Origin of the sequence: Neobacillus sp. 114 (genome assembly GCF_030127045.1) — a bacterium.
Taxonomy (GTDB): Bacteria; Bacillota; Bacilli; order Bacillales; family Cytobacillaceae; genus Neobacillus; species Neobacillus rhizophilus.
The window spans coordinates 4,565,508-4,580,526 of the sequence record NZ_CP126144.1; the positions used below are offsets into that span (position 1 = coordinate 4,565,508).

Sequence of the window (15,019 nt, forward strand, 5' to 3'; positions counted from 1 at the left end):
TATTCATATGTTTTCTTTAACAAGTTTAACATAATGGAAGGAGTATATTCATGTAAGATGCCTAATAAATGGTTGGTTCTAATTTTCCATTTTCAAGGTAATTGTAGATATTCATTAAAAATTTGTATATTCCTTCTTAATTTTTGTAGATATATTTTTAAAATTGTAGATATCCCTCAAAAAATTGTAGATATCCAATTAATTTTTGTAGATATATTTCCGAGCAGCAAAAAAAGAGCACGCCCCGCGGCGCACCCTCACTCATTTTCAGCTAACTCGGCCAAATATGACCATCTTTCGATTAAATACTCCAATTTTTCGTTTAGCTCAGTTTCCTTTTTCATTAAATCCTGCAATTTTGAAAAATCGCTGCCCGCTCCCGCCATTTCGGTCGCAACTTCTTCAAGCCTCGCTTCAGTTTTGGAAATAATTTCATCAATTTCTTCCCACTCTTTTTTCTCTTTAAAGGTCATTCTCTTCTTTTTTTCCTTTTCAGGGGCTTTTGAAGCTGGAGTGGAAGTGGATGCCGGTTTCATAACTTCCTTAGCAACCGTTTCCTTTTCCAAATACTCCGTATAATTCCCGAAAAAGAAATCAATCTGCCCTTCGCCTTGTAAAACTAAAAGCTGTTCGGAAACTTTATCAAGAAAATAACGGTCGTGGGAAACAGTAATCACCACACCTGGAAACTCCTCAAGGTAGTCTTCCAAAACCGTCAATGTCTGAGTATCAAGATCGTTGGTCGGCTCATCAAGCAGCAAAACATTCGGTGCTGTCATCAGGATTTTCAATAAATACAAACGGCGTTTCTCACCGCCCGATAGCTTGCGAATTGGCGTCCCATGCGTATATGGAGGAAATAAAAAGCGCTCGAGCATTTGTGCCGCAGAAATCGTCTTCCCGTCTGATGTCTCAACGATTTGCGCTGTTTCCTTGATATATTCAATCATCCGCTTATTTTCGTCCATATCCTCGCTTTCCTGGGTATAGTAGGCGATTTTCACAGTAGCACCCATATTGAACTCTCCCTCATCAAGAGGGATGCGCTTAGCAAGGATATTTAATAATGTCGATTTACCAGTTCCGTTCCTACCGATTATGCCAATTCTATCCCCCGGTTTGACAAGCAAATCAAAGTGGTTAAGGATTGCCTTTGCACCATACCGCTTGGATGCATCTTTTAGTTCAAATACCTGCTTACCTAAGCGGCTGCCATTCAAAGAAATATCAAGCTTTTCACCTGACGACTTTCCGCTTGAGAGCTTTTCGTCAAGCTCTTCAAAACGCTGAATCCGCGCCTTTTGTTTCGTCGTCCTCGCTTTTGCCCCGCGCCGGATCCATTCCAGTTCTCTTCTGAACAGGTTCTTTCTTTTTTCAAATGTGGCCGCCTCATTTTCCTCGCGGATCGCTTTTGCCTCCAGAAAAGCGGCATAATTGCCTTTATAGCTGTATAAATTGCCGCCATCAAGCTCAAACATCCTATTGGTAACCCGATCCAAAAAGTAGCGGTCATGGGTGACGAGGAGGATGGAGCCCCTATATCGGCTCAAGTAATCCTCAAGCCACTTAACGCTATCAAAATCAAGGTGGTTTGTCGGTTCATCCAAAATAAGCAAATCGGGTTCAGCGATTAATACCTGTGCTAACGCAACCCGTTTCTTCTGGCCCCCGGACAAACTGCCAACTCTTTGGGTAAAATCTTCAATGCCCAATTTTGTTAAGACCGACTTGGCATTTGTGCTTGCATCCCAGGCGTCCAAAGCATCCATCTGCTTCTGCAGACGGAAAAGTTCATCCTGAAGTTTCACATCATCTGGTGCAGCATTTAGCTCCATAAGTATATTTTCATATTCCCGCATCAGCTTAAGGATTGGCGCATCCCCGTGAAAAACTTGTTCTAGTATTGTCCGGTCCATCTCAAAATCAGGCTGCTGCGATAGGTAAGCAATGGAATAATCTTTACCGGAAATGATTTTTCCTTCATCAGGCACATCCAAACCTGCCACGATTTTTAACAATGAAGATTTTCCGGTTCCATTTACCCCAATCAGCCCGACACGTTCTTTTTCGCCGATGGTAAACGAAATATTAGAAAATAATTGCTTTTCTCCGTATGTTTTTGAAACATTTTCGACTGTCAGCATTTTCATGATTGTTGACCATTCCATTCACGGTAAAATTGTTCTAAAAACGATTGCATCATTAGCTGCCTTGGCTCCGCCATTTGTATTGCCGTCGCGGTATTCAATAAATCTTTTAATTTTAATAATTTTTCATAGAAATGATGGATGCTCGTTGATTTTCCTTTTCGATATTCTTCCTGGCTCATTGTTTCCCTCACCATGATAGTGGGGTCATAGATGGACTGCCCTTTTTTGCCGCCGTAAGCAAATGCTCTTGCAATGCCTATCGCGCCGATGGCATCCAGCCGATCTGCATCCTGAACAATTTCTGCTTCCACCGATGAAAGCTTGCTGCCATGACCGCCTTTATAAGAAATAGAAAAAATAATCTCCCTAATGTGATTTTTTTCAGCTTCTTTTAAGGGGATCGTCTCCATAAAGCTCTCAAGTTTCTGTCTCCCTGCTTCTGCGCTGTAATTCAGCTTTTCATCAGGAATATCATGAAGCAGGGCAGCCATTTCTATGATAAATGGGTCGCCCTGCTGTTCTGCTTTGCTAATATGTATGGCATTCCGTCTGACACGGTCCACATGGAACCAGTCATGACCGGTTGAATCCTCACCTAATTGATTGCGGACAAATTCTTCCGTCTGCTCTATAATTTTGTCTATCAAATTTAGCACCTGCCTTTATCCTTGCTATTTTAACACGAATATCAGCCAAACAAGAAAAAATAACCCCGAAAAAGCGAGGTTATCTTTTTTATTTTAATCCATTAAACCAGCTGATGCCGAGTGTATTTTCCCCTGCATGGACACCGATGACGGCCCCTAATGGTGCATCAAGCACATTCAGTTCCGGATACCGTGTTTGAATTTCCTGCCGCCAATCAATTGTATGGTCTTTATGCAGACCATACAATAAATACACTTCTTTAAAGCGATGCTTTTCATAAGCCTGTTTAAAATATTCGAGAATTTTATCCTTGGCCTTTTTTTCGCTGCGGACTTTTTCCTTCACATATAAAGCTCCGTTATCGAATGAAATCACAGGCTTTACATTTAACATGCTCCCTAAAAAGAATTGCACGCCCGACATTCTGCCGCCGCGATGAAGCTGCTCGAGACTTCCAACCAATACGTATGTCTCGTTTGTATCTCTAATCTCTTCCATTTGTTTGATGACGTGTTCCAGATTATGACCTTCCGCCAATAATTCCATTCCTTTTTTCATCAATGCCGACATTGGCAGAGTAAGAATGTTTGAATCAAAAATTGTTACTGAGATATCCACCAGCTTTGCGGCCTGCTCACTGGAAGAAACTGTACCGCTCAGCTTCCCGGAAAGATGGACAGCGACAATTTGATCATAATCTTTAGAAAGCCTTTCGAACACTTCCTGAAAAGCCCCCACTGAAGGCTGGGATGTCTTTGGAGGGCTTTTAAGGTGCTTTAACCTCTCAAACAATTCATGTGAAGTCAAGTCAATCCCATCTGCAAATACCTCTCCGTCAAGAATAACGGACAATGGAACACTATATATATCAGGATGTTTTTTTAATTCTTCATCTAAATAAGCAGTGCTATCAGTCACCCATGCCGTTTTAACCACGGTCATCTCCCCTTGCTGGAATTTTAGTACCTACTACTAATAGTAACTGTAATTCCGAATATTGTAAATATTTATAACGCCTAAAACAAACAAACCGGCAAAATGCCGGCTTGTCATTAGCTAAGTAGTGCTTCGATATCTTTGGCAATTTCACTTGGCTTTACAGTCGGTGCAAACCGTTTTACAACGTTTCCCTTTTGGTCAACAAGAAATTTCGTGAAGTTCCACTTGACTGTATTAAATCCCAAGATTCCCGGTGTCTGCTTTCTAATATAGACGAACAGCGGGTTAGCGTATACGCCATTTACATCGACCTTTGCAAACATCGGAAAGGTGACGCCGTAATTTAATTCGCAAAAGGATTTAATATCCGCTTCCGTCCCAGGCTCCTGACTCATAAACTGATTGCAAGGAAAACCCAGAACCGAAAAACCTTTTTCTTTATACGCTTCATAAAGTCCTTGAAGCTCCCGATACTGAGGTGTAAAACCGCAGTTGCTGGCAGTGTTGACAATGAGCAGAACCTTCCCATCAAATTGCTTCAGTGATATTTCCTCTCCATCTATGGCTTTTGCCTTAAACTGATAAATCGACATCCAAGTCTCCCCCTTTAGCTGCCACTTCCGTATTCCTCAAGTTGTTGCAATGTAGCAATCATAAATTCCATCATCTCAGCAAAGTCCTCCATTTGCTCCTCTTTGACAATTCTCTCAAAGTCAATGGAAATGATAAGGCTGATATTTTTTGACTTTTCTAAAGGGTTATATTCAACAGACTGGGAGATTTTCCTTGTTTCCCCCCAAATATTTTGGAAAATTTTATATAATCCATAAAAATCCCTTTGGTTTTCAGGGAGTTCAAGTGAAAATTGCAGCTTCACATAGCACCCGGCATTCTGCTCTGAAAGTGACTCTTGGAGGAGTTCCGCTGCTAAGTTGTTTAGCTTTGCTTCTAATTCCATTTTCGCATGAATCGGAAGCCTGCTTTCCCTTAAAACAAAGCTGATCGTAAACAATCGGGACATTTTCGCCAGATTAAGCCAATCATTGCGATCGGTTACAAGGATTTCCCCGCTCATATCCAAATCATAAAGGGCGCCTTCGATAACGACCTTCATGTTATCAAAGGCTGTTGGATCAAACATACTACGCTTCGACTCCTTTAGAATAGGCCTACCGCATTCCCATTTTCATCTACATCCATATTCAAGGCCGACGGTTTTTTCGGCAGGCCTGGCATCGTCATAACCTCACCTGTTAAAGCAACGATAAATCCTGCACCTATTGATGGTTTGAATTCCCTTACCGTAACGGTAAAATCTGATGGTCTACCAAGCTTTGACGGATCGTCCGATAGGGAATACTGCGTTTTCGCCATACAAACAGCTAAGTAGGACCAGCCATTTTTTTCAAAATCCTGCATTTGTTTTTTTGCTTTTGGCGAAAACTCGACATCTTTGCCGCCGTAAACCTTTTGGACAATGGTTCTTATCTTCGTATCAATCGGGTCTGCCATGTCATATAAAGGGTGGAAATTGTTCTTTTCCTTACTGATAACAGATAAAAGGGTCTCAGCCAGTTCGATTCCGCCTTCGCCTCCCTTTTCCCAAACCTCTGTCAAAGCGGCGGAGACGTTTTCCCGTTTGCACCATTCCAATAGTGTCTGAATTTCAAGGTCAGTATCTGTGATAAATTTATTTACGGCGACAACAACTGGCAGCCCAAAGCCTTTAATCGTTTCTATATGTTTTTGCAAATTGGCAAAGCCAAGTGTTAGCGCCGGGATATTTTCCTCTGCTAAATCCTGCTTCGCCACACCGCCATGCATTTTTAAAGCCCGAATGGTAGCGACAATGACAACAGCCTCAGGTTTAATCCCGGCTATTCTCGATTTGATATGTAAAAACTTTTCCGCTCCCAAATCGGCCCCAAAACCCGCTTCCGTGACCACGTAATCTGCTAATTTTGATGCAGTCAGTGTCGCAATCACACTGTTACAGCCATGTGCGATATTCGCAAAAGGACCGCCATGGACCAGGGCCGGCGTATGTTCAATCGTTTGGACAAGGTTTGGTTTTACCGCATCTTTTAATAATAAAGTCAATGCCCCTGAAACCCCTAAATCACCCACCGTTACCGGTTCCTTATTGTAATTGTAGGCGACTACAATTCTCGCTAACCGTGATTTCAAGTCTTTTATATCTGTTGCTAAACATAATACTGCCATGATTTCAGACGCAACAGTGATGTCAAAGCCATCCTCCCTTGGCATCCCCTGAAGCGGTCCGCCAAGTCCTACAACAACCTTCCGGAGGGCACGGTCATTTAAATCTACCGCCCGTTTCCAAACAATTCTGCGCGGATCGATATTGAGCTCATTCCCTTGCTGAAGGTGGTTATCAATAAACGCAGCAAGGGCGTTGTTTGCCGTCGTTATTGCATGAAGGTCGCCGGTAAAATGCAAGTTTATATCCTCCATTGGGAGAACTTGTGCATAGCCTCCTCCGGCAGCCCCTCCCTTTATGCCCATCGTCGGACCCAAGGACGGTTCCCGTATCGCAATCATTGCTTTTTTGCCAATGCGGTTAAAAGCATCTCCCAATCCAACAGTGACCGTCGATTTCCCTTCTCCGGCAGGGGTTGGACTAATCGCAGTTACGAGAATAATTTTCCCGCTTTCTTTTGTTTTTAATTTGGCCAGTGCATCGGTGGAAAGCTTTGCTTTATATTTGCCAAACAGTTCAAGATCATCTTCTTCAAGCCCAAGCCTATTTGCAACATCTACAATCGGCAGCATTTTTGAGCCTTGAGCAATTTCAATGTCCGATTTTACACGAATCTCCATTGCCAATTCAATCCCCCGCATTCTTTATATTTAATGAGTAACTACCTTTAAATTGTATCAAAAAGAAGTTTTCATTCCGACAGATAATTATGAACAAATTATTATCTTTTCTGAATTTAGAATAATGTTTATAATAGAATTATCAAATTTTAAAAATATTCATTGATTTCTTTTACTAACCATTGTATTAATGAATATAACTTTTTTAATTATAAAGGGGATGGTCACTTGCCTATTAACATTCCGAAACTTCTTCCAGCCCGGGAAGTTTTAGACCAGGAAAACATTTTTATCATGGACGATGAGCGGGCGACGAGCCAAGATATCCGGCCATTAAAAATTTTAATCTTAAATTTAATGCCAGAAAAAGAAAAAGCGGAAACGCAGCTGTTAAGGCTATTGGGAAACTCTCCGCTGCAGGTTAATGTGAAATTTTTAAAAACATCCTCGTATGAATCCACCCATACGAGCAAGCAGCATTTAGAGATGTTTTACACAACCTTCTCTGAAGTCAAGAATCAAAAGTTTGATGGGATGATTATTACCGGTGCGCCTGTCGAGTTATTAGAATTCGAACAGGTTAAATATTGGTCGGAATTAACCGAAATCATGGATTGGACCAAAACTAATATTACCTCGACACTACATATTTGCTGGGGAGCACAAGCCGCACTTTTCCATCATTATGGAATTGGAAAATTCGAGCTTACACGGAAATGCTCCGGCATTTATTCCCATCGAATTTTTGAACAAAATGATATTTTATTACGGGGCTTTGATGATCAATTCTATGCGCCGCACTCACGCTATACGGATGTTTCAATTGAAGCCATCAAAAGCAACCCTCAGTTAAAATTATTAGCTGCTTCCGAGGATGCCGGCGCATTACTAATCGCCTCAACAGACCGAAAGCATGTCATGATAACTGGTCATTTAGAATATGAATCTGATACATTAGCACAGGAATATGACAGAGACTTATCTAGGGGCCTCGAAATTCACATGCCGGAAAACTATTTTCCAAATAACGACCCGACCCAGCCGCCAATCAATCGCTGGCGCTCTCATGGCCATTTGTTCTTTTCCAACTGGCTCAATTATTATGTGTATCAGGAAACCCCATATTTTTGGGGATAAAGCATCGGGATTTCCCGATGTTTTTTTTTTGATTGTTATGACCAAAATAGAGGTGGAAAAGGAGGGATATAGAATAGAATCCATTGTCGGACTTCACCGCAATCATTTTGGGGAAATTATTAGTTTTATTACCTCTGAGGGGCGTGTAATATCATATCGGAAAGCATTACTCGAAGCAGAGAGCGGATTACTAGCAGGCATACAAATGCAGGAGGATGGAAACGGAAATGCCTATTTAAGCCCTGCTGAGGAAGAAAGCTTTGACCATTATCCGAACCTATTTTAAATGAAAACTCGTCGATTGGCGAGTCCGATAGGACGGTTCATGAGACGTAGTTGAATTTATATTTCCTATTAGCTAAAAGAGGCAGTCAGTTGACCGCCTCTTCTTTCATTATTCATTCTCATTTATTTTCTGAATTTCTCTTAAGGCGTCTATCCGTTTTTCGTCTTCTTCAAAAAACTGGACCAAATCACCGATCCGGTCAATGGAATCCCAGCTCAAATGATGCTCAATTCCCTCTACATCCTTGTAGATGTTCTCTTCTTTTACGCCTATGATTTTAAGGAACTGCTCTAGCAAATCATGTCGGAAAACAAGCCGCTTGCCTATTTTATTCCCTTTTACTGTTAAGCTGAAGCCTCTATATTTTTCATATACCAAATAGTCATCTTTATCGAGTTTTTGAACCATCTTTGTAACTGAGGAGGGATGGACGGACAATGCTTCGGCAATATCGGATACCCTGGCATATCCTTTTTCTTCTATCAAATTATAAATTTGTTCAATATAATCTTCCATACTGGGTGTTGGCATCCGATACCCTCCATTAAACAGAATCAACTTAAAGTTTACTATAGAAAAATAAGGGTGACAAGGTTGATTATCACATTAACGTTCAGCGAACTTTAGATGGTTGCGTTTCAAATAAAAACTTCACCCTATTTTCCTGCTCATCTAAATACAGCCTGGCATTAAAGGTTTTCTCGTTACTGCTAAAGCCTTCAATGACCTCGGTTTTTCCTTCTGTCAAAAGCAGCTTAATATTTTTCTGCGTTATATTTTTCCCTAGAATTTTTTTTGAAATCGTAAAGTTACATTTATTTTTTTGATAGTTTGAACAGCCATAAAAACTTCCCTTGTCGACAATCGAACCATCACATTTCTTACAGGTTCCAAGCTTTGTAGGGGCTTTTTTGGACGCTCGCTTACCTGGAGTGAAATTTTCGGTTAGTTCCTCAGAAAACGTCCAATTGGCCGCTTGACCGACTCCAGTTGTAATTAAATGGTGAACCATCTTTTTTGTGTGCTCCATAAATTGTTTTGGGGAGGCTGCTCCCTCAGAAATTTCCTTTAGCTTTTGCTCCCATTTTGCTGTCATTTCCGGCGAAGCAAGAATTTCCTTGCCAATCGCCTCAATAAGGATTTTAGCCTTGGCAGTTGCATAAACCATATTTTTTCTAACTTCGATATAAGCCCGATCTTTTAGCATGGTGATAATGCCTGCTCTCGTTGCTTCTGTTCCAAGCCCTTCCGTCTTGGTCAGGATTTTCTCCAGTTCTTTATCTTCAATATGCTTTCCGGCTGACTTCATTAGCGTTATTAGCTGACCTTCGGTATATCGCTTTGGAGGCTGTGTCTGGCTTTCTTTCACGTCCACCTTGACTGTTTTGCCCTGCTCTCCTTTTGCCAGAAGCGGCAGTGACGGCTCGTCATCCTGATCCTTATGATTGATGACCTTCCTAAAGCCCTCTTCAATTTGCACTTTTCCCTTCGAGACAAACTTTGCCCGTCCATCTACCATAGTAATCACGGTCGTATATTCAAAAACGGCCTTGTGATAATGGGCGGCAATTAAACTCCTAACCACCAAATCATATAGTTTTTGTTCATCGGCGCTAAGCTTTTCAATATTCGGTATTTGTTCTGTCGGGATGATTGCATAGTGGTCGGTCACTTTTTTCTCGTTTACATATCTTTTATTCTCCGCTATTGAATCAACAGGCAATGGGAAAAAACCTTGATAGTCTTTTAGATGGCTTATTTTATTTAGAATATCGGGGAAATTGGCTGCTTCCTCTTTCGTCACATAACGAGAATCAGAACGAGGGTAAGATACGTATCCTTTTTGGTAAAGCTGCTGCAGAACATCCAAAGTCTTTTTCGGTGAAAATTTATAACGTTTATTGGCATCAGCTTGCAATGCGGATAAGTTATAGAGAAGCGGCGGTAAAAATTCTTTCCGCTCACATTGAACATCGTCGACTTCCGCGTTCTTCCCACGGCAAAATGCTGCTACCTTTTCTGCCATCTCCTTGGTGTTAACACGAGTTTCACCATCGTTTTGCCATTTGCCCATGTACTTTTTATCATTAATTAAAAATTGTGCCATGACTTCCCAAAACGGTTCAGATTTAAAATTTTCAATCTCTAACTCCCGCTTTACAATCAATGCTAGCGTAGGAGTTTGTACTCTGCCGACTGAAAAAACATCTGAAAAGCCCTGTTTCTGAAGGAGGAGGCTGTACAGCCTTGAAGCATTCATTCCCACTACCCAGTCTGCACAGGCCCGGGTATAGGCTTCAAAATAAAGATTTCGGGTGTCTGTTTCTTCCAGCAGCTTTTTAAAGCCTTCCCGAATAGAATTAGGGGTTAGCGAAGAAATCCACAGCCTTTTCATTGGCTTACGACAATTTGTCAGTCTTAAAATATTGCGGATAATTAGTTCCCCTTCCCTTCCTGCGTCACCGGCATGGATAATTTCGGTCACTTGCGGGTCGGATACTAATTTTTTTATCACAGCAAATTGCTTCGCTTTATCCTTCGTTACTTCATAATTAAATTGCTCTGGCATAATCGGCAGATTCGTTAAGGACCACTTCTTCCATTCCGGTTGATATTTCTCCGGCTGAACCAGTTGACAAATATGCCCAATGGCCCATGTAACATAGCCTCCATCAGGAAAAAGCTCGTTTGGAAAAATTTCAATAAAACCATTTTGTCTTTTATGTTTAAAGATGGATGCCAGGGTAGAGCCTTGATCAGGTTTTTCGGCAATGATTAGTTTCATCATAATTACTCCCTTTTTAATAACATCTCCTCTCTCATTTTACCTTTTAAAATTATTTTCGTATAGCGGCTATGGAAGCAATCAAATAATTCCCTTATAAAACGCAATTTCAATTTTTCTGAAGCATAAAGGAGGCGGAATTTTGGATTAATTTACAATATATTTCGCTCCCACTACAAAAACCTTAGGAACTATTGCGGAATGCTTTTATGGTCCCGGGAGCTCGTTTCCTCGCGGTTTCTGCTCATTACAAAATTAGATATTAAAAGGCTAAAATTTAATGTCTCCAGTATTCTCCTGCCCTCACCTCAATTGGACAAGTGAATATTATAAATGTAAATTACCGGAAATTGTAAATTTTTATAAAAAAGGAGGAATATCTATTACATGGTTGACTCTTTGAATTCAACAGGGTCGGTTAAGCTCCCATATTTGGATGGATCGGAGTCGACGATATTAAACCGACCTTCAGCACTTGATTTTGCGAGAGATTTATTAGATTACGATGTCATTTCATTTGATGTTTTTGACACTTTGTTATTGAGACCGTTTGCAGAGCCTCATTATTTATTTATGGTAGTGGGAGACAAGCTTAACAGTGTGAATTTTATGTCTATACGGATGAAAGCGGAAAAGGAAGCGCGTGATCGTGCGGAGGTTAAGAAGGGAAACAGGGAAGTATCAATATACGATATATATGAATTTATTGAGCAAAAAACAGGTATAGAGCGACAGTATGGAGTTCAGGCAGAATGGCAAACAGAATTAGAGTTTTGTATCGCCAATCCCTATATGAAAGATGTTTATGAAATACTTAAATCACAAAACAAGAAAATAATTGCAATTTCAGATAGCTATTTAACAAAGGCGATGATTGTACAGATATTGGAAAAGGCGGGATTTAGCGGATTTTTTGATGTTTTTGTTTCCTGTGAAAACAATGGCAGTAAACAAGATCATCAATTATTCAATATAGCACTGCAAAAATTAGGCAAGGATATCCGGATGGTACATGTCGGGGAAAATATCGAGTCAGATATAAAAAGTGCTCAGGAACTAGGATTAGCAGCAAGATATTACCATAATGTTCATGAAACAGGAAATCAATATCGTGCAGACGGTATGTCTGAGTTGATTGGTTCCACCTACGGCGGGATTGTGAATATGCATTTGCATAATGGAAGTAAGCAGTACACACCATATTATGAATATGGTTTTATTTACGGTGGTTTGTATATATTGGGCTACTGTAAATGGATTCGTGATTATGCAAAACAGAATAATATTGATAAAATTTTGTTCCTTTCAAGAGATGGGGATATTTATCATAAAGTATTTAATTTTCTAAATTCAAATATAGATAATGAATATGTTTACTGGTCTCGAATTGCCAATATGAAATATACGATTGAAAAAAATCGCTATGACTTTTTGAATCGAATGGTAAAACATAAGGCAAGTGGTATTTTAAAAATTACAATAAAATGCCTATTAGAATCTTTGGATTTAGGGGAAATGGCAGGTTTGTTATCTTATTATCAACTAAAAGAAGATGACCTGATTCATAAAGACAATGTTAAAATCATTCAATCATTTTTTGTGGAAAATTGGCAGTTTGTTGTGAAAAAATTATCTGAAGACGATGAAATAGTGAAAGAGTATTTTCAAAACCTCATTCAGGGATGTAAAAAGGTTGCAGTAGTGGATGTTGGCTGGATTGGGTCCGGTGGTGCAGGAATAAAATATTTAATTGAAGATAAATGGAAATTGAATTGTGAAGTCCACAGCTTAGTAGCAGGTTGTCGACACTCTAACTACACGGGTAATCTAAGTCAAATAATGAAAAAAGAAATAGAAGTTTACATTTTTTCTAGAATGTATAACAGAAATTTATACGATATCCACTCAAGCACTAAACATCTTAACATCTATTTTGAGTTATTTACTCAGGCTTGCTATCCTTCATTTTCGGGCTTTAAGAAAACCGAAGATGGGTATAAATTAACATTTGACGTACCGGAAGTAGAAAACTATAAAATTATAAAGCAAATTCATAATGGGATATTTGATTTTGTTAAATTGTATATAAAAACATTCGCAAATTATGAGTATCTATTTAATATTTCTGGTTACGATGCGTATATGCCATTTAGAATGATAATAAAAGATCTTCGTTTTATAAGGAAATACTTTGGTGAATTGAGTTTTTCTAGAGGTGTGATTGCAGATACTGAAAATCAAACCTTTGAAACACTAACTGAGCTAATGGATCAGGCAGGACAATAGAAGACAAATATAGGAGTTTATAGAGGTAGGTGCATGATTATATCAAGTTCAGAACTGGATAGTAGTTGCGATGAAAATCGGCTTGGATTTTTTGGCGCTGATCAAAAGATTCAAATCAACGAAAATTCCACACTCCTTTTAACATCAGATTTTTCAAATTTAAAGATTATGGCTTTTGAAGAACACAAAAAAATATTGCAACTAGTTGTTGATTATTTCGTACCGGAATCAAGTCTGGTAATAACACCGCATCCCGATGATCTTATGTACTATGATTATCTATTTCCTCAAGCAACTGTTATAAAAAAGAAAATTCCATCCGAGTTACTCCCCTTTGTTTTTAGCAGAAAACCAAAAACAATAATAACTTTAACACCCACTAAAATCTGGAACTTAACTGGATTTTTTGAAAATTGCTTACTGTTTTCCACCGATTATGTTAATAATTTTACGATTACACATCAATATTACTGTGCACTAAAAATAATTAACGAATTGTTCAAAAATTATGAACTTTTTGAAATGAATACAGATAAACTGCTGCTGGAAAATTTATTAAACATTTCCGGAAATCAATTAGGCAGCATCGTTAAGAGCTGCAAGAATTTAAGTCAAATTCCTGCTAAAAGTGTTGTTCTAATTGATGATTTTAATAATGAAATATTGCCCAATGCTAAAGAAATCGTAAATTTTTTTAAATCAACAGATAAGGAATCTATCATAATTTTTCTAAATTCGAATAAGGAATATCTGTTCTATGATTACCCTGACAAAGAAATTTTAGAGTATTTAATCCCGGTTGAAATACTGCGATTCAGCACTGTTGATGAAACTGACCTCGAGGCAAAAACAATTTTTGTTTGTACAAAAAGGAAGGATCAAAGGAAAATGATAAAGGACCAATCATTTGAAAAAACACTAAAAAGTTCAAAAGAAATCATAAAAGTAAAGGCAATGTCAGAGGAACAGTTAAGAATAAAAATTTTAGAAGGCATTTTAGAGGCGACTGAAAAAAGGCTGGAGCATTATATCAAGTTGGAATCGGAACTTAGAAAAAAGTTGAATATAAGAATGACAGAATGAAAGGAAAAGCCTGATTACCAGTATTCTTCGTCTCATCATTATAAAAGGGGGCTGTCTAAAGCCCCTGGCTATATTTTCTTAAATGGTTTTATTGAAGATTCCTCGGTGTACCAATTCTCTTCAGGAATAATATTCGATACAGTTAAAATAAGTGAAGGAATTCGTTCAACGTCAAAAACAATGGCGCCTATTATCTTCGTAAACATAATAAAGGCAGTGCCATGTGAAAATTTGCCCAACTCTTCCCCAATATGCAGGAGAGACATCATGATCACCTGTTTTTCAGCGTCTTCTATCGCAACCGTCGGAGAGAACCGTAATATCCATTCCTCGCCCTCAATTGAAAATCGAAACACTCACATCCCCACCCCAGCATGGAAAAGTTATTAGTTTAACATATTGAGGAAAGGATGTTTTTATGTCCATTAGCCAAAAAATTTGGCAGGTTTTCTTTCGTTAAAAAACGTTTAGATTTTTGAGGAAAAACCTTCCGCCCTTTCTTGACTGTCCATATTTGTTATTGTATATTTAAAGCATCATGAAATCGAATACATTTGCTTATGGCATGTTTTTGTTCCATGATAATATTTATTCTTTGGCACCATGTATGAGGGTGTCCTGAAAGGCTTAGGAGGAAGAAGTACATGCAAAATGGTAAAGTAAAATGGTTCAACAACGAAAAGGGCTTCGGATTTATCGAAGTTGAAGGCGGCGACGATGTATTCGTACACTTCAGCGCTATCCAAGGCGACGGCTATAAATCTTTAGAAGAAGGCCAAGAAGTTTCTTTCGAAATCGTTGAAGGAAACCGCGGACCTCAAGCTGCTAACGTTGTTAAATTATAATCAATCATAAATGTTGAAA

At 39.1% G+C, this 15,019-nt stretch carries 14 protein-coding genes; 5 read left to right on the top strand and 9 right to left on the bottom strand.

The genetic code is table 11. The features are described from left to right. Positions 1-257: 257 nt before the first annotated feature. From QNN06_RS22240 to QNN06_RS22265, 6 genes are all read right to left on the bottom strand, one after another. Complete coding sequence (locus QNN06_RS22240) at positions 258-2,150, bottom strand: ABC-F family ATP-binding cassette domain-containing protein (protein ID WP_284035968.1); 1,893 nt, start codon at positions 2,148-2,150, stop codon at positions 258-260. After that, positions 2,147-2,797, bottom strand: a complete 651-nt coding sequence (locus QNN06_RS22245; RefSeq protein ID WP_213120441.1) for an HD domain-containing protein — start codon at positions 2,795-2,797, stop codon at positions 2,147-2,149. The genes QNN06_RS22240 and QNN06_RS22245 overlap by 4 nt, the downstream gene beginning before the upstream one ends. Positions 2,798-2,885: 88 nt before the next feature. After that, positions 2,886-3,734 (bottom strand): DegV family protein, encoded by an 849-nt coding sequence (locus tag QNN06_RS22250; RefSeq protein ID WP_213120440.1) that lies wholly within the window; start codon positions 3,732-3,734, stop codon positions 2,886-2,888. 116 nt (positions 3,735-3,850) lie between these two features. Then, complete coding sequence (locus QNN06_RS22255) at positions 3,851-4,330, bottom strand: glutathione peroxidase (RefSeq protein WP_213120439.1); 480 nt, start codon at positions 4,328-4,330, stop codon at positions 3,851-3,853. Positions 4,331-4,344: 14 nt separating this feature from the next. Next, positions 4,345-4,878 (bottom strand): hypothetical protein, encoded by a 534-nt coding sequence (locus tag QNN06_RS22260; protein WP_213120438.1) that lies wholly within the window; start codon positions 4,876-4,878, stop codon positions 4,345-4,347. A 17-nt stretch (positions 4,879-4,895) separates the two neighbouring features. Continuing rightward, a complete protein-coding gene (locus QNN06_RS22265; protein WP_217033486.1) occupies positions 4,896-6,578 on the bottom strand; it encodes a formate--tetrahydrofolate ligase in 1,683 nt (560 codons plus the stop codon). A gap of 228 nt (positions 6,579-6,806) precedes the next feature. Here QNN06_RS22265 and metA point away from each other — a divergent pair, with 228 nt between their 5' ends. Together metA and QNN06_RS22275 are read left to right on the top strand one after the other, a co-directional pair. Continuing rightward, positions 6,807-7,715, top strand: coding sequence for a homoserine O-acetyltransferase MetA (gene metA / locus QNN06_RS22270; protein ID WP_213120436.1), 909 nt, complete (start codon positions 6,807-6,809; stop codon positions 7,713-7,715). A 37-nt stretch (positions 7,716-7,752) separates the two neighbouring features. After that, the gene (locus QNN06_RS22275) at positions 7,753-8,001 is read left to right on the top strand and encodes a hypothetical protein (RefSeq protein ID WP_213120670.1); all 249 of its coding nucleotides are present in this window, start codon (positions 7,753-7,755) and stop codon (positions 7,999-8,001) included. A 108-nt stretch (positions 8,002-8,109) separates the two neighbouring features. Here QNN06_RS22275 and mntR read toward each other — a convergent pair whose 3' ends face one another. After that, entirely contained in the window at positions 8,110-8,532 is a 423-nt protein-coding gene (gene mntR, locus QNN06_RS22280) for a transcriptional regulator MntR (protein ID WP_213120435.1), read from the bottom strand. 82 nt (positions 8,533-8,614) lie between these two features. Continuing rightward, complete coding sequence (locus QNN06_RS22285) at positions 8,615-10,786, bottom strand: DNA topoisomerase III (RefSeq protein ID WP_213120434.1); 2,172 nt, start codon at positions 10,784-10,786, stop codon at positions 8,615-8,617. A 387-nt stretch (positions 10,787-11,173) separates the two neighbouring features. Here QNN06_RS22285 and QNN06_RS22290 point away from each other — a divergent pair, with 387 nt between their 5' ends. After that, positions 11,174-13,072 carry an HAD family hydrolase gene (locus QNN06_RS22290; RefSeq protein ID WP_213120433.1) on the top strand — a complete coding sequence of 633 codons (1,899 nt, stop codon included), beginning with the start codon at positions 11,174-11,176 and terminating at the stop codon, positions 13,070-13,072. Positions 13,073-13,105: 33 nt separating this feature from the next. Continuing rightward, the gene (locus tag QNN06_RS22295) at positions 13,106-14,155 is read left to right on the top strand and encodes a hypothetical protein (protein WP_213120432.1); all 1,050 of its coding nucleotides are present in this window, start codon (positions 13,106-13,108) and stop codon (positions 14,153-14,155) included. A gap of 68 nt (positions 14,156-14,223) precedes the next feature. Here the strand turns inward: QNN06_RS22295 and QNN06_RS22300 are convergent, their stop codons facing one another. Further along, the gene (locus QNN06_RS22300; RefSeq protein ID WP_213120431.1) at positions 14,224-14,511 is read right to left on the bottom strand and encodes a hypothetical protein; all 288 of its coding nucleotides are present in this window, start codon (positions 14,509-14,511) and stop codon (positions 14,224-14,226) included. Between the two features lie 288 nt (positions 14,512-14,799). Between QNN06_RS22300 and cspD the strand changes: the two genes are divergently transcribed. Next, entirely contained in the window at positions 14,800-15,000 is a 201-nt protein-coding gene (gene cspD / locus QNN06_RS22305) for a cold-shock protein CspD (RefSeq protein WP_023627628.1), read from the top strand. The last annotated feature ends 19 nt before the right edge of the window (positions 15,001-15,019 follow it).